At 73.9% G+C, this 20,028-nt stretch carries 20 protein-coding genes; 11 read left to right on the forward strand and 9 right to left on the reverse strand.

Annotation, left to right across the window (positions count from 1 at the left end; genetic code table 11):
* The first annotated feature begins 232 nt into the window (after positions 1–232).
* From ACFVYI_RS08725 to ACFVYI_RS08735, 3 genes are all read left to right on the forward strand, one after another.
* Complete coding sequence (locus ACFVYI_RS08725) at positions 233–889, forward strand: ATP-binding protein (protein ID WP_387882444.1); 657 nt, start codon at positions 233–235, stop codon at positions 887–889.
* Positions 890–965: 76 nt separating this feature from the next.
* Complete coding sequence (locus ACFVYI_RS08730; protein WP_387882445.1) at positions 966–1,880, forward strand: DUF6891 domain-containing protein; 915 nt, start codon at positions 966–968, stop codon at positions 1,878–1,880.
* An 87-nt stretch (positions 1,881–1,967) separates the two neighbouring features.
* Complete coding sequence (locus ACFVYI_RS08735; RefSeq protein WP_387882447.1) at positions 1,968–2,291, forward strand: hypothetical protein; 324 nt, start codon at positions 1,968–1,970, stop codon at positions 2,289–2,291.
* Between the two features lie 33 nt (positions 2,292–2,324).
* Here ACFVYI_RS08735 and ACFVYI_RS08740 read toward each other — a convergent pair whose 3' ends face one another.
* The 5 genes from ACFVYI_RS08740 to ACFVYI_RS08760 all read right to left on the reverse strand — a co-directional run bounded on the left by ACFVYI_RS08740 (position 2,325) and on the right by ACFVYI_RS08760 (position 8,419).
* Positions 2,325–3,914: a Clp protease N-terminal domain-containing protein gene (locus ACFVYI_RS08740; protein WP_387882449.1), complete on the reverse strand. Its 1,590-nt coding sequence runs from the start codon at positions 3,912–3,914 to the stop codon at positions 2,325–2,327.
* Positions 3,907–5,223 carry a tetratricopeptide repeat protein gene (locus ACFVYI_RS08745; RefSeq protein WP_387882451.1) on the reverse strand — a complete coding sequence of 439 codons (1,317 nt, stop codon included), beginning with the start codon at positions 5,221–5,223 and terminating at the stop codon, positions 3,907–3,909. Before ACFVYI_RS08745 ends, ACFVYI_RS08740 begins: the two co-directional genes overlap by 8 nt.
* Position 5,224: 1 nt before the next feature.
* A complete protein-coding gene (locus ACFVYI_RS08750; protein WP_387882453.1) occupies positions 5,225–5,608 on the reverse strand; it encodes a hypothetical protein in 384 nt (127 codons plus the stop codon).
* Positions 5,609–5,808: 200 nt separating this feature from the next.
* A complete protein-coding gene (locus ACFVYI_RS08755) occupies positions 5,809–6,723 on the reverse strand; it encodes a diacylglycerol kinase (protein WP_387882455.1) in 915 nt (304 codons plus the stop codon).
* A 73-nt stretch (positions 6,724–6,796) separates the two neighbouring features.
* Entirely contained in the window at positions 6,797–8,419 is a 1,623-nt protein-coding gene (locus ACFVYI_RS08760; RefSeq protein ID WP_387882457.1) for an FAD-binding oxidoreductase, read from the reverse strand.
* Between the two features lie 20 nt (positions 8,420–8,439).
* Here ACFVYI_RS08760 and ACFVYI_RS08765 point away from each other — a divergent pair, with 20 nt between their 5' ends.
* Both ACFVYI_RS08765 and ACFVYI_RS08770 read left to right on the forward strand, forming a co-directional pair.
* Complete coding sequence (locus ACFVYI_RS08765) at positions 8,440–9,048, forward strand: TetR/AcrR family transcriptional regulator (RefSeq protein WP_387882459.1); 609 nt, start codon at positions 8,440–8,442, stop codon at positions 9,046–9,048.
* A 102-nt stretch (positions 9,049–9,150) separates the two neighbouring features.
* A complete protein-coding gene (locus ACFVYI_RS08770) occupies positions 9,151–10,707 on the forward strand; it encodes a glycerol-3-phosphate dehydrogenase/oxidase (RefSeq protein ID WP_387882460.1) in 1,557 nt (518 codons plus the stop codon).
* Positions 10,708–10,769: 62 nt separating this feature from the next.
* On the opposite strand, the gene ACFVYI_RS08775 is transcribed toward ACFVYI_RS08770, so the two are convergent.
* Complete coding sequence (locus tag ACFVYI_RS08775; RefSeq protein WP_387882462.1) at positions 10,770–11,063, reverse strand: hypothetical protein; 294 nt, start codon at positions 11,061–11,063, stop codon at positions 10,770–10,772.
* 139 nt (positions 11,064–11,202) lie between these two features.
* Between ACFVYI_RS08775 and ACFVYI_RS08780 the strand changes: the two genes are divergently transcribed.
* Entirely contained in the window at positions 11,203–11,562 is a 360-nt protein-coding gene (locus ACFVYI_RS08780) for a hypothetical protein (RefSeq protein ID WP_387882463.1), read from the forward strand.
* A 90-nt stretch (positions 11,563–11,652) separates the two neighbouring features.
* On the opposite strand, the gene ACFVYI_RS08785 is transcribed toward ACFVYI_RS08780, so the two are convergent.
* Positions 11,653–12,411 carry an SDR family oxidoreductase gene (locus ACFVYI_RS08785; RefSeq protein ID WP_387882465.1) on the reverse strand — a complete coding sequence of 253 codons (759 nt, stop codon included), beginning with the start codon at positions 12,409–12,411 and terminating at the stop codon, positions 11,653–11,655.
* Positions 12,412–12,534: 123 nt separating this feature from the next.
* On the opposite strand from ACFVYI_RS08785, the gene ACFVYI_RS08790 reads away from it, so the two are divergent.
* Together ACFVYI_RS08790 and ACFVYI_RS08795 are read left to right on the forward strand one after the other, a co-directional pair.
* A complete protein-coding gene (locus ACFVYI_RS08790) occupies positions 12,535–13,446 on the forward strand; it encodes a LysR substrate-binding domain-containing protein (protein WP_387882467.1) in 912 nt (303 codons plus the stop codon).
* 175 nt (positions 13,447–13,621) lie between these two features.
* On the forward strand, positions 13,622–14,197 hold the full coding sequence (locus ACFVYI_RS08795; RefSeq protein ID WP_387882469.1) for a TerD family protein: 576 nt from the start codon (positions 13,622–13,624) through the stop codon (positions 14,195–14,197).
* 95 nt (positions 14,198–14,292) lie between these two features.
* Here ACFVYI_RS08795 and ACFVYI_RS08800 read toward each other — a convergent pair whose 3' ends face one another.
* A complete protein-coding gene (locus ACFVYI_RS08800; protein WP_387882470.1) occupies positions 14,293–15,591 on the reverse strand; it encodes an FAD-dependent monooxygenase in 1,299 nt (432 codons plus the stop codon).
* 299 nt (positions 15,592–15,890) lie between these two features.
* Between ACFVYI_RS08800 and ACFVYI_RS08805 the strand changes: the two genes are divergently transcribed.
* Positions 15,891–17,939, forward strand: a complete 2,049-nt coding sequence (locus tag ACFVYI_RS08805) for an FAD-dependent oxidoreductase (protein ID WP_387882471.1) — start codon at positions 15,891–15,893, stop codon at positions 17,937–17,939.
* A gap of 22 nt (positions 17,940–17,961) precedes the next feature.
* On the opposite strand, the gene ACFVYI_RS08810 is transcribed toward ACFVYI_RS08805, so the two are convergent.
* Positions 17,962–18,420 (reverse strand): pyridoxamine 5'-phosphate oxidase family protein, encoded by a 459-nt coding sequence (locus tag ACFVYI_RS08810; protein ID WP_387882473.1) that lies wholly within the window; start codon positions 18,418–18,420, stop codon positions 17,962–17,964.
* Positions 18,421–18,561: 141 nt separating this feature from the next.
* Between ACFVYI_RS08810 and ACFVYI_RS08815 the strand changes: the two genes are divergently transcribed.
* Together ACFVYI_RS08815 and ACFVYI_RS08820 are read left to right on the forward strand one after the other, a co-directional pair.
* The gene (locus ACFVYI_RS08815; RefSeq protein ID WP_387882474.1) at positions 18,562–19,137 is read left to right on the forward strand and encodes a PadR family transcriptional regulator; all 576 of its coding nucleotides are present in this window, start codon (positions 18,562–18,564) and stop codon (positions 19,135–19,137) included.
* An 89-nt stretch (positions 19,138–19,226) separates the two neighbouring features.
* Positions 19,227–19,973: a hypothetical protein gene (locus tag ACFVYI_RS08820; RefSeq protein ID WP_387882476.1), complete on the forward strand. Its 747-nt coding sequence runs from the start codon at positions 19,227–19,229 to the stop codon at positions 19,971–19,973.
* Positions 19,974–20,028: the final 55 nt, after the last annotated feature.

A 20,028-nucleotide genomic window follows, 5' to 3' on the forward strand; every position in this document is an offset into this window, starting at 1 on the left:
CCTGTGGGCCGGGCATGCTACCGAGAGCAGTCCATTGACTCACTGTCAGTGACTTCGGTGGTCGGTGGCCGGGCATTCCTATGCCTGTTTCGCCAGCCATCGGGGTGTGGCCGGTCTGGTTGCCGCGGATGGTGACCACGTGCCCCAGGGAGGCGTCGTGTCCGGAGCGTTGAAGACCTCTTCAGTCGACCCCGCCGAGCACTCGTGCTGGCTGCCGCGTCAGCGGAAGTCCGTGACCATAGCCAGGCTCGACCTCCGAGCGTTCCTCGCCGGCCTTGCGGGCGGCGAACGCTTCACCGACGTCGGCGAGTTGCTGCTCACCGAACTGGTCGCCAACGCCGTGGACCACGCCCACGTCCCCAGCGACCGGCTGATCCAGACCCGCTTCCTTCTCGCCGACGACAGCCTCCGCATCGAGGTGCACGACGCGAGCGCCGTCCGACCGGCGCTCCGCACTCCCGAGGAGGGTGACGAGTCCGGGCGTGGACTTTGGCTGGTCGACCAGCTCTCCAGAGAGTGGGGCTGTTCTCCCCGCCCGGACGCCATCGGCAAGGTGGTCTGGTGCCTGATCACCCCTACAGAGGGTGACATCCCGCTGGGTCTCCCGAAGCGGGGACACCGCCCGGACATCTCCTGCGCGGTGGTCGTCGAGATCGAGGGAGTCACCGTCCCGGCCACCTTCGGCCGCCTGCCCGACGCGATCGCCGCCGTCTGGGACTCCCTCCGGGTGCTGCCCCTCGGCGCCGTCCAGTACGACGCCTTCGGTCACGTGCTCTCCGGTCCGGGCGCCGCCGAGCGGGCAGCCCGGGTGATCCGGCGGGAGGGTGGCCTGACCATGTCCTTCGCCATGGACGGCCGGGCACACCTCGTCTCGGTGCGCCCGGCCTGAGGGCCTGTGTTCCCCGGCCGCCCCGGTGCACTGCCGGGGCGGCCGGGGTGTCAGTGGCCCGTGGCAGAGTGACGGCATGTTGGCGATCACGGTGCACACGGAGAACGGCGCGCGGCACCCTCGGGTGACCGCGGAGACACTGGCCGAGCTGATCCACGGCATCGGCGGGCCGGACAACCACTTCCTCATCGTCGAGCGGATGCCGGAGGTCCCGGACTTCTACATCCAGGTGTGGCACGAGACCGGGGGCGAGTACACGTTGCAGCACCGCGCCGGTTCCGCCGACCGGCACTTCCAGGTGCTGCTCGACGGTCCCGGGCCGGTGATCGCGGCGATGACGGGCTGGGCCCGCCTCCAGGACGGCTGGGACGACGGAGTGGACTGGACGCGACTTGCTCTGACCGAGGAGCCCGTCCCGCCGCTGGTCCTGGGCGAGGACGACCGCGGGCAACTGGAGGGGCGACTCCGGCAGACCCTCGTCGGCGGCTACCCGACGCGTGCGGAACTCGCCGAACTCGCCGAGGACTACCTCGTCGCCGGCGGCCGCCGGCCGGTCTCGCCCGCGCAGGCACGGGAGTTGGCCGACCGGATGTGGCGCGAGCGCGTCGAGGAGCAGGCCGGCTGGGAGGGCGAGACGGACCCGGACCGGCTCACCCGCGCGTTCGCGGCACTGGAGGCGGCCGGGATCACGGCCCGTGAGAACTTCACCTGTTGCCGCTCCTGCGGAGAGTCCGAGATCGGCGGCGCGGGCTCGTCGGAGGCCCGCGGCTTCGTCTACTTCCACACGCAGTGCACCGATGCGGCTGCCGCCGGCCACGGGCTGACGCTGCTCTACGGTGGCTTCGACGGCTCGGCGGACACGACGGCCGCCGTCGGCCGGGAGGTGGTGGCGGCGCTGGCGGCAGTCGGTCTGCCGGCGGACTGGGACGGAGATCCGGCCCAGGCCGTCGAGGTGCGGCCGCTGGACTGGCGCCGGCGGCTCGTCGGGTGACGCCACCCGCTGCCCGGACCGGCCGGATGACGCCGTCGGCGGGCCGGGCGCGTGGACATCCAAGCGCGGTACCGGGAGGATCGCCCCATGACTGCTGACGGACCGTTGACCGAGGAAGACCTCAGCGCGATGGAACGACGGGCCGCCGCGGCGGCACCGGGCCCGTGGGCCGCCTGGCTGGAGGGGCGGCACGGCATCGGCGGCGACAGCTTCATCCAGATCCGGCCCGAGGCGGACCAGGACGACGAGATCTACGTCAGCCGGTTCGTCGAAGGCGCCCAACTGGCCGGGCGGGACCCGAGGCTCGACGCGGACATCGACTTCATCGCGGCCGCCCGCCAGGACGTGCCCCGTCTGATCGCCGAGGTCAGGCGCCTGCGGGCGGCGGCGGACCGGTCCCGCGGCTGGTGAGCTCCCCGGGCGGTGAGTGCACGGCAGGTCCCGTCAGCTCATCGCCCAGACCGAGGGGTCGTGGGGGACGGTCGGTCGCGGCACGGTGGTGCCGGGAGCGGAGTGGGGCGGCCGGTCGTGGGCGTCGTCCGAGGGGACCGGCGGAAGGCCGGTGTGCAGGGCCAGGGCGTTCGCCACGTCGGCTTCGTCGACCCGGCGGCCCGGGCCTTCGTTCTCGATCAGCGCTTTCCGGTGGTCGGCGAGTGCCAGGACCAACTGTGCCGACTCGCGCTCGTGATGGGCCGCCGCTTCGAGTTCCTGGTTGGCAATCGCGGCATCGCGGTGTATCCGCTGCTGGTCGATCCGCTCTTCGTACTCTTCGGCGAGGGCGTCGGTCCGCACAGCTGCGCTGCGGGCGCCGGCCTGGGCGCTCGCCTCGTCGAGTAGCTCGATGGCCGATCCCGGTAGCGCCTGGCCGGGGAGGTGGTCCCGCGCCAGTACGGCCGCGGCGTCGAGTGCGTCGTCGGTGATCACCACGTCATGGTGCTCCTCCAGCCGGGGCCGGACGACGCGCAGGATCTCCAGGACGTCCTCCAGCGGGGGTTCGCCGATCTCCAACCGCTGGAGCAGCCGGTCGAGGCCCGGATCAGGTGTCCGACGACGGAACTCGGCGGTGGTGCAGGCGGCGATGACGTGGACGCCCGGGTGACCGAGGACGGACCGGAGGAAGGCGAGTGCTTCGCCTCGGCCCTCCTGCGTGTGCAGGACGGTGAGTGCGTTGTCGAGGAAGAGAACGAGGCCATCGCTGTGCTTGATCTCGGTGAGCAGGCCGGTCATGAGTTCCGCGAAGCGTCCGTGGTTCTGCGGGTTGGTGAAGACGGAGCCGAGGTCGAGGGAGTGGACGGCCCGGCGGGCGAACGCCGCCGGGACGGTTTCGGTGGCAATGGCGTGGACCAGGCCCGTGACGATGCTGGTCTTGCCGACGCCCGGCTCGCCGACGAGTAGGGGGACGTTCCGCTGCCGCCGGGCGAGGATGTGGGTGAGTCGCTCGATCTCCCGTCTCCGTCCGATTACGGGGTCGAGTTCACCGGTGGCCGCCGCCTGACTGAGGTTCCGGGCGAGCCGGTTCAGTCGCGGGGTGGCGCGCGGGGCCGGCTTCGGGGCCGGCTTCGGGGCCGGCTTCGGGGCCGGCTTCGGGGCGGGCGCGGGGCCGGCCAGGATCGTGATGACCTCCTGGCGCACCCGGTTGAGGTCGGTTCCGAGCCTGTTCACCACGATATGGGCGGCGACGCCCTCGCCCTCGCGGATTACGCCGAGCAGGATGTGCTCGGGGCCGATGTAGTTGTGACCGAGCAGCAATGCCTCCCGGAGTGACAGCTCCCAGACTTTCTTCACCCGAGGGGTCATAGGAATGTGACCGGCCGGGGCCTGCTGGCCCCGGCCGATGACCACCTCGACCTGCTGGCGAACGGCCTCAAGAGAGATCCCGAGGTTCTTCAGGGCTTGGGCGGCGACACCCTCACCCTCGTGAATCAGGCCCAGCAGGACGTGCTCGGTGCCGATGTGGCCGTGGTGGAGCATCCGGGCTTCTTCCTGAGCCAGGACGACGGCCCGCCGCGCGGGGTCGTTGAATCTCTCAAACACGGTCCCGTCCACCTTCTGCCGCCGCCAGATCAGCCCGTGCCCGCTGCGTGTGCGGGTGCTCGTCCCCCAGGATCCGTTCCCGCTCCGCCGCCAGTTGCCGCAGCAGCGCCACCGCCTCGTCGGCGCTCCCGCTGAGCGCGAGGTTGCGGGCGAGCATGTGGCGGGTACGCAGGGTGTGCGTGTCCTCGGCGCCCAGGAGACGGCTGCGGTCGGCGAGCAACACGCGCAGCAGGGCGACCGCCTCCTCCCGGTGGCCGGCCTCGCCGAGGTTGACGGCGAGGAACTGCCGGGTGCGCAGGGAGTCCTGGTGGTCGGGGCCGAGCAGGCGGGCCTGGTCGGCGAGGAGCTGCCGCAGGAGGCGCGCGGCCTCGGCGGGGTCCCCGGCGGCGCCGAGGCCGTGGGCATGGGACTGGCGGCTGAGCAGGGTGTCGGCGTCTTCGGCGCCGAGCACCCGGGTCGACTCCTCGACGATGCCCTGCAGCGTCTCCGCCGCCTCCTTCCAATGGCCGTCCTTGCCCCGCTCCACCGCCGCGACGCGCCGCTCGCGCAGTTCGGGGCCGGCGGTCGCGGCGAAGGCCCGGTTGACGCCGAGCGCGATCAGGCTGGCGGTCCGGGTGGCCCGGTTGAGCGGGGTCGGCAGGCCCTCGGCCGCCATGGTGCTGGTGAGCCGCTGGTAGAGGTCGTCGACGGTGAGGAGCTCGGGGCCGCCGACGACGCCTTCCCGGAGGAGGCGGATCAGCCGCCCGGAGAAGGCGGTGTGGTCCTCCCCGGGCAGCGAGAGCGCCACCTGGTCGCGATGGGCGGAGGTGAGGACATAGGTGCCCGCGATGTCGAGCCGGCTGAGGTCGACGGTGTCCGCGGCCATCGAGTCGGTGACGACGCGGCCGGAGAAGCAGCAGTCCAGGACGATGAGCTTGGCGGCGGCGGGGCTGTCGAGCACGGCGCCGCGCAGCTTGTCGTACTCCAGGGCGCTGAACTCGGGTGCCACGAACTCGCTGTCCGGCAGGGCGAGGTAGAGGTCGTGGCGGCGTCCGGCGACCAGGCCGTGCCCGGTGTAGTAGACCAGCAGGAGGTCCTCCGCCTCCTGCACGGCGGTGCGCAGCCGTTGGCCGACCGTCCGCAGGTCGCCGTCGTCCAGCAGGACGGTGCAGTGGTCCTCGGGGACGAGTCCGTGTGTCGGGTCGGTGAGGAGCGCCGCGAGATCGGTGATCGTCCGGGGGACGGCGGGGAGGTCGAGCAGGTGCGGATCGCGGTAGGTGCCGGCACCGATGAGGACGATCCGGGAGCGTTGCGGGTCCGGAAGGCGCACGTCACTCCTGCTCGGGGGCGGCGCTGTCCGGCACCGGACCGTGCTCCAGGACCTGGCGCAGGACGGCCTCCAGCTCGGCGGCGCTCACCCGTTTCGCGTCGAGTTCCACCGACTCGCCGTCCGGGCGCCGGATCTTGAGCCGGACGTCGCTGCGCCGGGGGTGGGCGAACCAGGTGCGCAGCGAGGCGGCCAGCACCGAGAGGCCGCCGCCGGCGCCGACCGCGACCGTCAGGACGTCCAGGGCCGAGCCCAGCTCACCGGGCCTGGGCGCCGCGCCGGTGAGGCCCACGGTGCCGGCGAGCTCGGGCTCGCCCCGGAGCCAGTCGGTGAGCGATTCCGCGTCCGCGGCGGGCTGCCCGCCGGCCACCGAGAGGTGCAGGTCCACGGCTTGTCCCCCGAAATTCACCTGGAAACGAAAGGAGTTGAGGCCAGGAGTCTACTGAAGGCGGTGTGGACGATGCCCGGCGAATGCGGGATACGGATGTGCCTGCGTGGAGGACTTTGCAAAGTTCGGAGTGGTGACGACGGCCGACCCGGCTGCACAGGAAGTCGGCCCGGCCGACTTCCTGTGCGGGGACGCGTGCCTCAGGCCGGGGTGAGCAGGTGCAGGGCGCCCGGGACGGCCGCGACGTCGATCGGCAGGGCGGCCATGAACTCGCCGTCGGCGTAGGCGGTGATGCCGGGGGAGTCGATCCGCAGCGAGGGCGTGCGGTGGGTGCTGACCTCAGGGCGTTCGACGTGGGTGCCCTTGAAGAGGGTGGGGAAGAACCGGGCGACGCGGTGGCGGGGCATGGCGTCGACGAGGGTGACGTCGAGCAGGCCGTCGGCGGGGTCGGCGGTGGGGCAGATGAGCATGCCGCCGCCGTAGCTGGTGGTGTTGCCGACGGCGGCGAGGGTGAGGTCGCGGGCGATGACGGTGCCGTCGGCGAGGGTGATCCGGAACGGGAGCGGGCGGAGGTTGGCGAACTCGACCAGGATGGCGAGGTTGTAGCGCATCCGGCCGCGCGGCCAGCGGAGCCGGTTGGTGCGGTCGCTGACGAGGGAGTCGAAGCCGCTGGCGAGGACGGAGCCGAACCAGCGCTGCGTCCCGTCGGCCGCGGTGACCCGGCCGAGGTCCACCGTTCGGGTGTGGCCGGCGGCGACGACCTCGGCGGCGGCCTCCGGTTCGCCGCGCGGCAGCCCGTAGGCGCGGGCGTGGTCGTTGCCGGTGCCCGCCGGGACGACGCCGAGCGGGATGCCCGTCCCGGCGGCCGCCTGGAGGCCGAGGTTGATCATGCCGTCCCCGCCGACCACCACCAGGGCGTCGCAGGAACCGTCGGCGACGGCCGCGCCGGCCAGGGCGAGCGACTCCGCCGCCGACGAGCCGGCCCGTTCGTCGACCTCGACGCCCAGGGCGCGCAGGCGGGCGGTGGCACGGCGGGCCGCCGGCTCGGCGTGGCCGGCGGCCGCGGCCGGGTTGGTGAGGAGAACGACCCGGGCGATGGTTCTCCGCTCGTTCACGCGCCCACCCCGCTCCGCTCGGCGGGGGCGTTCGCCCGCGCACGCCGTCCGACGGCTCGCTCGCTCCGCTCGCTCACGGGATCAGCTTGCCGGGGTTGAGGATGCCCGCCGGGTCCAGTTCGGCCTTGACCGCGCGCAGGATGCGGACGCCCAACTCGCCGATCTCCTCGGCCATCCAGGGCCGGTGGTCGGCGCCGACGGCGTGGTGGTGGGTGATGGTGCCGCCGTTGGCCACGATGGCGTCACCTGCGGCGCGCTTGGCGACGGCCCACCGGGCGAGCGGCTCCTCGCCGAGGGCGGCGACGACGGTGAAGTAGAGCGAGGCGCCGGTCGGGTAGACGTGCGAAATGTGGCAGAGCACGAGGGCGCCGGGCAGGGCGGTGGTCAGCGCGGAGGTGACCGCGAGGCGGAGGTCGGCGAGCCGGCGCCAGTCGGTCGCCGTCTCCAGGGTCTCGCAGAGCGCCCCCGCGCTCAGCAGGGAGTCCCGCAGGTAGGGCGCGTTGAACCGGCCGTGCTCCCAGGCCCGGGCCGGCGCCTCGCCCAGGGACGTGCCGCCGGCCGCCAGCAGGACGGCCCGGGTCAGCTGGTGACGAGTGGCGACCTGCTCGGCGGAGCCCTCGAAGACGGTCACCGCCAGGCAGCCGGTGACGGCGGGTTCGCCGCCGATCTTCTCCGTCATCGCGAGGTTGACCATGGTCTCGGCCTCGTCGGAGAGTCGGATCACCGTCGGCCCGGTGTCCTGCTGCTCCACCGCGCGCAGGGCGGCCGCGCCGGTGGCGAAGTCGGGGAAGGACCACGCCTCGTAGGCCTTCACGGCGGGCACCGGGTGGATGCGGACCCGGACGGCGGTGATCACGCCCAGCGTGCCCTCCGAGCCGAGGAAGATCTCGCGCAGGTCGGGGCCGGCGGCGGAGGCGGGGGCGCGGCCGAGGTCCAGCACGCCCACCGGGGTGACGACGCGCAGGCCGCGCACCATCTCGTCGAAGCGCCCGTACCCGGCGGAGTCCTGGCCGGAGGAGCGGGTGGCCGCGAAACCGCCGATGGTGGCGAAGCGGAAGCTCTGCGGATAGTGGCCGAGTTCGAAGCCGTGCCCGGCCAGCAACGCCTCGGCGGCCGGACCGGTGAGGCCCGCGCCCAGGACGGCCTCGCCGGAGGTGGTGTCCAGGTCGAGCAGCCGGTCGAAGCGGCGCAGGTCGAGCGAGACGACGGCGATGAGGCCCCCGCGCTCCGGGTCCAGCCCGCCGACCACGCTGGTGCCGCCGCCGAACGGGACGACGGCGATGCGGCGTTCGGCGCAGAGGGCGAGCAGTGCGGCGATCTCGTCCTCACTGCCCGGCAGCACGACGGCGTCCGGCGCGTCCTGCGGCTCGCGGCCGCGGCGGCGCAGCAGGTCCGGGGTGGACTTGCCGCCGGCCCGGGGGAGGCGGTCCGCGGGGGCGGCGCTGACGTGCGCCTCGCCGACCACGGCGGCCAGCGCCTTCAGGTCCGCCTCGGTCAGCTGCGAGGGCCGCAGGGAGACCTCGTCGGCGGCCGGTCCGGGGGCCGCGTCGCCGGTGACGCCGAGGGCGGCGGCCAGCAGGGCCTTGATGTCGGCGGACAGCTCCTTGGCGAGGGCCGGGTCGCCCCAGGCGTCCCACTTCATCGGGGGGAGCGGCAGCGCGGCGTTGGCCGGTCCCGCTTGCGTCTCAGGTGCCATGCGTTACAGTTTCACACATCATGTCAAGTAGTAACGCTGGCCCGGTCGACCCCGAGGCGACCCCCGAGCCCCGCAGCACCGATGACGCCATCCTCGACGCCGCCGCCGAGCTGATCGTCCAACTCGGCGTGCGCCGAACACAGTTGGCCGAAATCGCCCGACGTGCCGGGGTCAGCCGGCCGACCGTCTACCGGCGCTGGCCGGACGTCCGGGCGGTGATCGGGGCGCTGCTCACCCGCGAGATCCTCGCGACCCAGGCCACCGTCCGGCTCACGGGCGAGGACCGCGCCGCCTTCGTCGAAGGCGTTGTCGAGGTCGCCGTCCGGCTGCGTGACCACCCGGTGCTCGGCGCACTGCTGCGCTCGGCCGACTCGGACGCGCTCTTCGAGTACGTCGTCGAGCGGCTCGGCGCCAGCCAGCTCGGCCTGCTGGAGGCGCTGCGCGCGGGCATCGAGCAGGGCCAGGCGCACGGCTCGGTCCGGACCGGCGAGCCCGTCGAACTGGCCGCCATGGTGCTGCTGATCGCCCAGTCCACCGTCCAGTCGCACCGCATGGTCGCGCACCTGCTGCCCGAGGCGGCCTGGCGGCGCGAACTGGCCAGGGCACTGGACGGATACCTCGCGCCGTGAGCGCACGCGGGTGGCGGCCCCGTGCCACCACCGTGCCCGCCGCGACGAACGGACGCCTCGCGCCCTGACCCTGCCCGCCGTGACGAACGGATACCTCGCGCCATGACGATCAACGCCGGGCCTTTCGCCGGAACCACCCGACTCACCTCCCGGCGGCGGGAGGTGGAGCTGGACGCGCTCGCCGTCGCCCCGGCCGTCGATCTGCTGGTCGTCGGCGGCGGGGTGACCGGCGCCGGGGTCGCGCTGGACGCGGCCGCGCGCGGCCTCCGCGTCGTCCTCGTCGAGGCGCGCGACCTGGCCTTCGGCACCAGTCGGTGGAGCTCCAAACTGGTCCACGGCGGTCTGCGCTACCTCGCCTCCGGGCGGATCGGCGTGGCCCGGGAGAGCGCCGTCGAGCGCGGCGTGCTGATGACCCGCACCGCCCCGCACCTGGTCCGCCCGCTGCCTCAACTCGTCCCGCTGCTGCCGGGGTTGCTGCGCCCCGGGCAGGCGTCGCTGGTCCGGGCCGGCTTCCTCGCCGGGGACGCGCTGCGACTGAGCGCCCGGACGCCGGGCGCGGTGCTGCCCCGGATGCGCCGCGTCGACGCCGCCCGGGCCCGCCAGCTGGTGCCCGGTGTACGGGCGGCGGGGCTGGCGGGCGCACTGGTCGCGCACGACGGCCAACTGGTCGACGACGCACGGCTGGTGGTGGCCCTGGCCCGGACGGCCGCGCAGTACGGCGCCACCGTGCTCACCCGCGTCCGGGCGGAGGAGGTCACCGGCACCTCGGCCCGGCTGGTCGACAGCCTCACCGGGCAGTCCCTCGCCCTCACCGCCGGCGCGGTCGTGAACGCCACCGGCGTCTGGGCGGGCGAGGTGGACCCGTCCATCCGGCTGCGGCCCAGCCGGGGCACCCACCTGCTCGTCGACGCGGCCGCGCTCGGCCACCCGGTCGCCGCACTCACCGTGCCCGTGCCGGGCTCCACCAGCCGGTTCGTCTTCGCGCTGCCGCAGCAGCTCGGCCGGGTGGCGATCGGGCTGACCGACGAGGACGCGCCCGGGCCGATCCCGGACGAACCGCAGCCGACCGAGGCGGAGCTCGACTTCCTCCTCGACACCGTCAACGCCGCCCTCACCACCGCGCTGACCAGGGCGGACGTCCGCGGCGCGTACGCCGGGCTGCGGCCGCTGATCGACACCGGCGGCGGCAGCACGGCCGACATCTCCCGGCAGCACGCGGTGCTGGAATCCCCGTCCGGGGTGATCACGGTCGTCGGCGGCAAGCTCACCACCTACCGGCGGATGGCCGAGGACGCGGTGGACACCGCCGTCCGTCTGCGCCGCCTGCCGGCCCGCGCCTGCTGGACGGCCCGCCTGCCCCTGGTCGGCGCACCGGGGCACCGGGACAGCCGCCCGGCGCCGGAGGGCGGCGTGCCCGCCTCGCTGCTCGCCCGGCACGGCGGCGCGGCACGCGAGGTCCTCGCGGCGGGCGGCGCCGAGCCGATCGCCGAGGGCATCGACGTGACCCGCGCCGAGATCGCCTACGCCGTGACGCACGAGGGCGCCCTGGACGCCTCCGACGTGCTCGACCGCCGGACCCGGATCGGCCTGGTGGCGGCGGACGCCGCCCGCGCCCGTGCCGCGGTGGAGGAGATCGTCGCGCAGAGCCGGACGCGGTAGACGCGGGGGCGTGCGCCGTCGTCCCGGGCGTCAAAGGGGGGTGCGGGTCGCCACCCTGGACGTCAGCGGTCGACGCGCTCCGGCACCGGGCGGACCGTGCCGCCCAGGTCCACCGTGCAGGCGAGCGGGTGCTCCGCCGAGCCGGTCCGCTCCAGCCGGACCGAGAGCGGCAGCGCGGGCTCCTCGGGGATCCGGGCGGCCAGGGTGAGCGGGTAGACACCGTGGCCGTGGACGCGGTGGAAGGCGCACTCCCTGCCGTCCACCAGCAGTTCGGTCTCGGTGATCCAGCCCGAGCGGACGTTCACCGTGACGGACCGACCGGCCCGGTCGAGGTGGAAGCTGTACCGGCGGCGCATGACACCTCCCGCGCGGGGCCCTTCGCCCGCACGGCCAGTCTAGGTCGGGTCCCGCAGTGACCGCCGGGACGGGCCCGGGGTGGGCCGGCCGGTACGGTCACCCGCAGGACAGGACAGGACCTGTGCGAGGGAGGCCGGAATGGAGTACGTGCTGGTGCTGGCTCGGGTGCCGGTCACCGCCCGGACCGGGCGGCGCAGCGGGCCGGCGCCGGAGCTCGGCGTGGTCGAGCGCCGGGAGGACGGCGGGGCGCTGGACGCGGTCCTCCGGCGCCTCGGTGCGCAGGGGCTGCCGACCCTCGCGGACTTCGACCCGCACACCGAGCACTCCCGGACGCTCAAGGGCCCGGCCGTCGCCGCCCTGGTCCGGGACATCGAGCGGCTGGACCTCGGGCGGCTGCCGGAGCGTGAGCGCGAGGTGCTCCGCCTGCTGCTGGGGTGGGGACACCGGTCGCGGGCCGAAGGCGGGGCGCTGCGCATACGCTTCTCCGGCGCTTTCTGACCGGACGCTTCCTGGCCCGGTGCCGTCCCGGCGCCTTCCGTCCCGGCGCCTTCCGGGCCGGTGCCGTCCCCGGCCCGCCCCCGCCGCCGGTCACACCAGGCGGCCGCCGCCGTCCACGTGCAGGACCGTCCCCGTGACGAATGGGCTGGCCATCGAGAAGAGGACGGCGCGGACCAGGTCGTCCGTGCTGCCGACCCGGCGGGCGGGGTTGCGCTCGGCGACCGCGCGCAGGAACGGCTCCTTGTCGGTGCCCATCCGGTCCCAGGAGCCGCTGTCCACGATGCCGGGGGAGACGGCGTTGACCCGGACCGGGGCGATCTCGACGGCGAGGGCCTGGACGAGGAAGGCGAGCGCGCCGTTGGTGGCGGCCATCACCGTGCGGGCGGGGGCCGGACGCCAGGCGGCGACGCCGGAGAAGAAGGTGAACGAGGCGCCGTCGGGTCCCTCGGTCGCGGCCTGGCCGGCCAGGTGCTTCGCGAGCAGCAGCGGGCCGACCACCTTGGCCGCGAACGCGCGCTGGACATCGGCGAGTTCGAGTTCGGCGAGCGGACCGTTGGCGGGCATCGCGGCGGTGGAGACCAGATGGTCGAAGCGGCCGGTGGCGGTGGCGAGGGCGGCGATCGACGCCTCGTCGGCGAGGTCTACCGGGACGACCCGGGTGGGGCCGGACAGTTCACCGGCCGTCCACTCCAGCTTGCGCGGGTCGGGGCCGGCCAGGATCAGCTCGGCGCCGGCGGCGGAGGCGGCGTGGGCGAGCGCGCGGCCGGTGTTCGAGCCGGCGCCGACGACGACGATGCGGCGGCCTTCGAGGGCGGCGGCGGGGGTGGGCGTGGGCGTCTGGGCGGTCATTCTGCGGCTCCTCGGGAGGCGGGCGGGTGATCTGGGAAGACGGGTGTCTACGCCGACCACCCTGCGCCGAGCAGCGGTGATGCGTCCAAGGCTTGTCTTTTGGGCAAGCCATAAACTCTGTGCATGGCCACTCTTCGACAGCTCGAATACCTGGTGACCGTCGTCGACACCGGCTCGTTCACCCGGGCCGCCGAGCTGCTGCACGTCACCCAGCCCGCGCTCTCGCACCAGGTGCGGGCGCTGGAGCGGGCCGTCGGCGGCACGTTGTTGGAGCGGCTGCCGCGCGCCGTCCGGCTGACGCCGATGGGCCGGGCGGTGCTCCCGCACGCCCGTGCCGCGCTCGCCGATGCCGAGCGCCTGCGCACCGCGGCCCGTCTCACGGCCGGCCTGGACGCCGGCGAGCTCGAACTCGCCACGGTCTACTCGATCAGCCTCGGTATCCTGCCGCCGGTGCTGCGGGCCTGGCGCCGGCTCCACCCGCGGGTGCGGATCCGGCTGCGCGAGTACGCCCACAACGACGAGTTGCGCGCGGCGATGGCGGCCGGGCAGGCGGACGTCGCGGTCGGCACGCCGCCGCCGGACTGGGAGGGGCCGATCCGGGAGCTGGGCGTGGAGGAGTTCGTGCTGGTACTGCCCGCCGAGCCGGATGATATGACTGATCGTCAGATCGTCCGGCTGGCTGACCTGTCCGGGCGGGACTGGGTGCACTACGCGCCCGGCAACGGCCTCGCCGACCTGCTCGACGAAGCCTGCGGCGAGGCCGGGTTCCGGCCGCGGGTCGCGGTGCGGACCGAGCAGACGGCGGCCGCGCCGCTGCTGGCCGCGGCCGGGCTGGGGCCGGCGCTGGTGCCCGCCAACATCGTCCCGCCGGACTTCGACGGTCTGGTCCGCCGCCCCGAGCCGCCCGTGCGGCGCCCGCTCGCGGCGTACACCCGGACCCGGCCGGATCCGCTGACGGCGGCCTTCGTCGACCTGTTGGCGCGGCAGGCCTGCCTGCTGCCGCCGCACGTCGCCGACCTGCTCGCGGGGCGGTGAGCGTCGACGGGCAGCGTGGGCGGGCGGCCTCGGCGGGCGGCTTCGGCGAGCGGGTCGGCGACGTGCGGCGCGCAGTGGTCTGGCGCACGCCGGGGGCGCATCGGGTCGGATGGATTCTCGTTATCTCTACAGTGTTGTAGATTCTTAGGGAGGGAGAGCAACCGAGGAGGGCATCGTGGGAGTTTCGCTGGCCAAGGGTGGCAATGTCTCGCTGACCAAGGAGGCGCCGGGTCTGACGGCCGTCATCGTCGGTCTCGGCTGGGACGTGCGGACCACCACCGGGGCCGACTACGACCTGGACGCGAGCGCGCTGCTCTGCAACGCGCTCGGCAAGGTGGTCTCGGACCAGCACTTCGTCTTCTTCAACAACCTGCGCAGTCCCGAGGGTTCGGTCGAGCACAGCGGCGACAACCTGACCGGTGGCGGCGACGGTGACGACGAGCAGATCAAGGTCGACCTGGACGCCGTGCCGGCCGGGGTGGCCAAGGTGGTGTTCCCGGTGTCGATCTACGACGCCGACGCCCGCCTGCAGAGCTTCGGCCAGGTCCGCAACGCGTTCATCCGGATCGTCAACCAGGCCAACGGCCAGGAGATCGCCCGGTACGACCTCTCCGAGGACGCCTCGACCGAGACCGCGATGGTCTTCGGCGAGCTGTACCGCAACGGCGCCGAGTGGAAGTTCCGGGCCATCGGCCAGGGGTACGCCTCCGGCCTGCGCGGCATCGCGACCGACTACGGCGTCAACGTCTGAGGACGGCCGTGGGGTCGTGACCGACTACGGCGTCAACGTCCTAGGACGGCCGTGGGGTCGTGAAACCGTGCGGCCGGGGCGACCCCCCCGTCTGGTCAGTCGGCCTGACGGTCGGTCGGCGGGCGTCCGAGCGCGTGCCCGCCGAACCCGCCCGTCCCGGCGACCTGTTGGCGCCACCAGGCGGTCATCGCGTCCTCGTCCATGGCCGACCAGTTCGGCGCCTCGGTCACCTGGGCCCGCCCGAGCCGCCGGCCGACCTCGACCATCTCCCGCCCCACCGCGCCGCGTTCGCGGTCGTACGCGGGCAGCAGCTCCGCCCAGGAGTCGGCTGTCCGCCAGGCGCCCTCGAAGGCGCAGGCGTCCTGCACGGCCTTGACCGCGCCGCTGGTGTTGTGCGGGCGGACCACGGTGGCCGCGTCGCCGGCGAGCAGCAGGCGCCCGGCGGTGCGGCGCGGAGCCGCCAGGTCGTAGATCGGCTGGATGAACGTCCGCTCGCGGGGGCTGAGGGTGATGACCCCGGCCCAGTAGGGCGGCAGGTGCCGCTCGGCGAGCTCGGCCAGTTCCTCGAACTGCCCGGTGGTGAGTGCGCCGGCGGGGACACTGGTCGGGTCGCCGGGGCGCAGCCAGGCCGGCGTGGGCGCGTAGAAGACGAAGTTGACCTGGGTGGAGCCCGGAGTCAGACCGGGGATGCGGTACAGCACGACCTGGCCGCCGGGGTAGCAGACCGTGATCACCTCGTGCTCCGGCCAGAGTGTCGCGCCGCCGGGCAGTTCCGCCAGCAGCCGGGCGTCGAAGCTGCCGCGCCAGCAGACGTAGCCGGCGTACTCGGGCCGGGCCTCGGGGCAGACGGCCTCGCGCACCACCGAGCGGTAGCCGTCGGCGCCGATCACCAGGTCGTACCGGTCCGGTCCGCGGTCCGTTCCGCCGTTCGTTCCGCGGTCCGTTCCGCTCTCCGTTCCGCCGTCCGGGCCCGTCAGCCAGGCGTGCTCGTCGTCGCCGGACACGGTGGTGACCGCCCCGCCGAGCCGGAACTCCACGTTGTCGGGGGTGCGTTCGCGCAGGGCCTGCCAGAGCACGCCCCAGTGGTAGGAGCGGAACGGCATCTCCTGTGCCCAGAGCAGCCGTCCGCGCGGGCCGCCCCCGCCGTCCGGGTCGTGGGCCAGCCAGTGCCGCTGGGTGAGCCGGTGCCAGCGGATGCCGTCGTCGAGGTGGCCGGCACGGGCCAGTTCGGTGTAGCGGTCGTCGAGCACGCAGAGGCCGACGCCGCGGTCCTCCAGTCGGCCGGGGCTGCGTTCCAGTACCACCACCCGGTCCGCCCCGCCGCGGGCGGCCGCCCGCGCGAACGCGCACCCCGCGATGCTGCCGCCGACCACGGCTATCTCTCCGCCTCGCACTGCCGTCCCCTCCCCGGGGATTCCTCCGAACCCCCCTTCGGGGAACGACCATACGCACATTCCGTATCGATCTGACGGGCGGTCAGGCAAATTGCCGGCGACCGTCGGGCTGCCGGGGCGGGGCGGACGGGTCAGGGCGGCCGTCGGGGGAGCGCTGGGCGCGGGGCGGACGGGCCGGTGGCCGGCGGCGCGGCGACGCCGTCCGGGGCGCCGGGGTTATGCAACTAGTTGCACATGCTGCGCCGCGTCCCCTACCGTGTGGTAACAACGAGCCGCCGCACGCTGTACAGGAGAAGCCGATGAGCACCGACCCCCAGCGGGACCGGAAGCCGTACCCGCACCTGCTGAGCCCGCTCGACCTCGGTTTCACCACCCTCCCGAACCGCGTGATCATGGGATCGATGCACGTCGGCCTGGAAGAGGCACCGAACGGCTTCGAGCGGATGGCCGCCTTCTACGGAGAGCGCGCCCGCGGCGGCGTCGGCCTGATCGTCACCGGCGGCATCGCCCCCAACGAGGCCGGCCGGCCCTGGGGCGGCGGCGCCATGCTCACCACCGAGGCGGAGGCCGACCGCCACCGCGTCGTCACCGACGCCGTGCACGCCGCCGGCGGCCGGATCGCGATGCAGATCCTGCACTTCGGCCGCTACGCCTACCACCCCGACCTGGTCGCACCCAGCGCCCTCCAGGCCCCGATCAGCCCGTACGTGCCGAACGCCCTCACCGCGGAGCAGGTCGAGCAGACCATCGAGGACTTCGCCCGCTGCGCCGCCCTCGCCCGGCGGGCCGGCTACGACGGCGTCGAGATCATGGGCTCCGAGGGCTACCTGATCAACGAGTTCACCGCCGCCGCCACCAACCAGCGCGAGGACGAGTGGGGCGGCGCGTACGAGAACCGGATGCGCTTCCCGGTCGAGATCGTCCGCCGGGTCCGCGAGCGGGTCGGCCCCGACTTCATCCTGATCTACCGCCTCTCCATGCTCGACCTCGTCCCCGGCGGCTCCACCCTCCCCGAGGTCGTCCGGCTCGCCCAGGCCGTCGAGGCGGCCGGCGCGACCATCATCAACTCGGGCATCGGCTGGCACGAGGCACGGATCCCCACCATCGCCACCTCCGTCCCGCGCGGCGCCTATGCCTGGGTCACCAAGAAGGTGATGGGCTCGGTCACCGTCCCGCTCGTCACCAGCAACCGCATCAACACCCCGGAGATCGCTGAGCAGTTGCTCGCCGACGGCTGCGCCGATCTGGTCTCGCTGGCCCGTCCGCTGCTCGCCGACGCCGACTTCGTCGCCAAGGCGCAGGACGGCCGTTCCGCGTCCATCAACACCTGCATCGGCTGCAACCAGGCCTGCCTGGACCACACCTTCAGCGGTCAGATCACCTCCTGCCTGGTCAACCCGCGCGCCTGCCACGAGACCGAGCTCGTGCTCGCGCCCACCAAGCTGCGCAAGCGGATCGGCGTCGTCGGCGCCGGGCCGGCCGGCCTCGCCTTCACCGTCTCCGCCGCCGAACGCGGCCACGCCGTCACCCTGTTCGACGCCGCCGACACCGTCGGCGGGCAGCTGAACATCGCCCGGCGCATCCCCGGCAAGGAGGAGTTCGACGAGACCCTGCGCTACTACCGCACCCGGCTGGCCGAGTTGGCGGTCGAGCTGCGGCTCGGCGCACCGGTGGCGGCCGAGCAGCTCGCCGCCGAGGGCTTCGACGAGATCGTGCTCGCCACCGGCGTCACCCCGCGACGCCCGGCCGACCTCCCGGGCGTCGACCACCCCAGCGTCCTCGGCTACCTGGACGTACTGCGCGACGGCGCGCCCGTCGGCGAGCGCGTCGCCGTCCTCGGCGCGGGCGGCATCGGCTTCGACGTCGCCGAGTACCTCACCGACCAGGGCGACGCGGCCAGCCTCAACCCGCCGGTGTTCCACCGCAAGTGGGGCATCGACCCCGAGTACCGCGAGCGCGGCGGCCTCACCCGCCCCGAGCCGCCCCGGCCCCCGCGCAGCGTCCACCTGCTGCAGCGCAAGACCACCAAGGTCGGCGCCGGCCTCGGCAAGACCACCGGCTGGATCCACCGCACCGAGCTCAAACACCGCGGCGTCACCATGGTCGCCGGCGCGAGCTACGAGCTGATCGACGACGCCGGCCTGCACTTCGTGGTGGACGGCGAGCGGCAGCTCCTGCCCGTCGACACCGTCGTCCTCTGCACCGGCCAGGAGCCCCGCCGCGAGCTCGACACCGCCCTGCGCGAGCTCGGCATCACCCCGCACCTGATCGGCGGCGCCGACGTGGCCGCCGAACTGGACGCCAAGCGGGCCGTCAAGCAGGGCACCGAGCTGGCGGCCACGATCTGACCGGCCGCCCGGCGGCGCCGGTTCAGGGGCTGACGTCCAGTGCGGTGCCGTAGAGCCGGTGGACTCGCAGCCTGACCACCAGGCGCCGTTCGGTGACCTGTTCGGCCAGGAACTGCCGAGGGTCCGCCGGCCGGAACTCCGCCGGAAGCATCGCCAGCAGCTCCTGCCCGACCGCGTCACCGGGCTCGGCCGACTCCTCGGAGACCTCCGCCTCGCCCTCCGCGACGGCGAAGGAGAACGGGTCCGGCCCCTGGACGTGCAGCGCAGCTCGGGGATCGCGCCGCAGGTGGCGGACCTTGACGCGGTCGGCGGTGGTGGAGAACCGTACCGTCCGTTCGGCCGGGTCCCAGCGGTAGAGCATGGTGGTCAGGTGCGGGTGGCCGCCGGCCTTGACGGAGGCGAGGGTACCGAACTGCTGGGTGGCGAGCAGGTCCGAGGCGGCCTGGTCGGAGAGCGGGCGGGGGGTCGGTCGTTGAGTCATGACCGGTACAACCGCTCGGCGCGCGCAAATGTTCCGTACTGGATTACCTTTATGTGGACTACTTTTGGCCGTGGCCGGTGTGCTGCGTCCTGCGTCCGGCCCCCGGCGCTGCCGTCGTCCGGCCCGGCCTACGATCGGTCCATGTCCCTGCCGCACGCCATCCTCACCGCCCTGCTGGAGAAGCCGTCCTCGGGGCTGGAGCTGACCCGGCGGTTCGACAGGTCGATCGGCTTCTTCTGGCCCGCCACCCACCAGCAGATCTACCGCGAACTGGGCCGGCTGGAGACCGCCGGACTGATCCGGGCGCTCCCGCAGGACGGCCCGGTGCGCGGGCAGAAGAAGGAGTACGAGGTCCTGCCCGCCGGCCGCGCCGAGCTCGAACGGTGGACGGCCGGCGGGGACGACCCGAAGGCCGTCCGCGAACCCCTGCTGCTGCGGCTGCGCGCGGCGGCGGTGGTCGGCACGGCCGGTCTGGACGCCGAGCTGTCCCGCCACCTCGCCCTGCACCGTGCGCAGTTGGCCGACTACCAGGAGATCGAGCGGCGGGACTTCCCGGCGGACGGCGCGGCGGGGGGTGAGCACGCCGCCGAGGGCGACCGGGCAGCCCAGGGCGACCGGCTCCAGCACGCCGTGCTGCGGGCCGGCATCGGGCTGGAGTCCTTCTGGGTCGAGTGGCTTACCGAGACCCGCGCCGCCCTCTCGCCGGATCCTTCCTGACCTGCGACGATGCCGCGCGGACGGGCGGGGCGGCAGACCCGGTGGGACACTGAGTGCCTGTCCCTGCCCGACTCCCGATCGGGGGCCGTATGTCGCACCCGAGGCCTCTCCTCGCCCTCACCGCCGCAGCCGTGGTCACCGTGGTCACCCTCGGGACGGCCGGCATCGCCACCGGCACCGCCGCCCCAGCGGCCGTCTCCCTCCGCGCGGCCGCCCCGGCCGACCAGCTTCCCACCGCCGACCAGCTGAAGGCGGCCCTGCTGAGCAACACCGAACTCGGCCCGAACTTCACCGAAGTCCCGGTCGGCCAGAGCTCCGCATCGACCGGCGGAGCCTCCCCGGTCGCGGGCTGCGACGCGCTCCGCGCCCTGCTCAACGGGAACGAAGCCGGGCCCTCCTCCCAACTTCCGCACCAGGAAGTCGAATTCGACGGCCCGGACGGCAACCCCATGGTGACCGAATCCCTCACCGCCGAGGACGCCGCCCAACTCACCAGTGACTTCACCGTCGTCACCGACGCGTTCGCCGACTGCCACAGCCTGACCTTCAACGACGGCACCGACGCCTCCGTGACCTTCACCGTCACCCCCGTCACCCTCGGCGACCGCCAGGAAGCCCCCGCCGTCCGCCTCGACGGCACCATCGCCGGCGTCCCCCTCAACGGCTACATCGCCGTCGAGCGCTTCGGCACCGTCGCCATGTCCTACGGCTTCTTCCAACGCGACGGCGCCTCCTCACAGTTGGCCTCCCTCTACTACCGCGCCGCCGTCGCCAAGGCCGAACGCACCCTCGGCGCCCCCGCCGGCACCGCCACGGCCCCACCCGCTTCCGTCTGACCCCACGAACGGCGAACCCCCGCCGAGCGACTGCTCGACGGGGGCCGGCCGCGTG

It is taken from the genome of Kitasatospora sp. NPDC058218 (assembly GCF_042882445.1).
In the GTDB taxonomy this organism is placed as follows: Bacteria; Actinomycetota; Actinomycetes; order Streptomycetales; family Streptomycetaceae; genus Kitasatospora.

Bases quoted from the DNA above. Each gene is read 5' to 3' on its own strand.
- ACFVYI_RS08735 (WP_387882447.1), top strand. From the start codon at position 1,968: ATGACTGCTGACGGACCGTTGACCGAGGAAGACCTCAGCGCGATGGAA.
- ACFVYI_RS08760 (WP_387882457.1), bottom strand. From the start codon at position 8,419: ATGGCACCTGAGACGCAAGCGGGACCGGCCAACGCCGCGCTGCCGCTC.
- ACFVYI_RS08770 (WP_387882460.1), top strand. From the start codon at position 9,151: ATGACGATCAACGCCGGGCCTTTCGCCGGAACCACCCGACTCACCTCC.
- ACFVYI_RS08805 (WP_387882471.1), top strand. From the start codon at position 15,891: ATGAGCACCGACCCCCAGCGGGACCGGAAGCCGTACCCGCACCTGCTG.
- ACFVYI_RS08810 (WP_387882473.1), bottom strand. From the start codon at position 18,420: ATGACTCAACGACCGACCCCCCGCCCGCTCTCCGACCAGGCCGCCTCG.
- ACFVYI_RS08815 (WP_387882474.1), top strand. From the start codon at position 18,562: ATGTCCCTGCCGCACGCCATCCTCACCGCCCTGCTGGAGAAGCCGTCC.
- ACFVYI_RS08785 (WP_387882465.1), bottom strand. From the start codon at position 12,411: ATGACCGCCCAGACGCCCACGCCCACCCCCGCCGCCGCCCTCGAAGGC.
- ACFVYI_RS08775 (WP_387882462.1), bottom strand. From the start codon at position 11,063: ATGCGCCGCCGGTACAGCTTCCACCTCGACCGGGCCGGTCGGTCCGTC.
- ACFVYI_RS08765 (WP_387882459.1), top strand. From the start codon at position 8,440: ATGTCAAGTAGTAACGCTGGCCCGGTCGACCCCGAGGCGACCCCCGAG.
- ACFVYI_RS08790 (WP_387882467.1), top strand. From the start codon at position 12,535: ATGGCCACTCTTCGACAGCTCGAATACCTGGTGACCGTCGTCGACACC.
- ACFVYI_RS08730 (WP_387882445.1), top strand. From the start codon at position 966: ATGTTGGCGATCACGGTGCACACGGAGAACGGCGCGCGGCACCCTCGG.
- ACFVYI_RS08820 (WP_387882476.1), top strand. From the start codon at position 19,227: ATGTCGCACCCGAGGCCTCTCCTCGCCCTCACCGCCGCAGCCGTGGTC.
- ACFVYI_RS08780 (WP_387882463.1), top strand. From the start codon at position 11,203: ATGGAGTACGTGCTGGTGCTGGCTCGGGTGCCGGTCACCGCCCGGACC.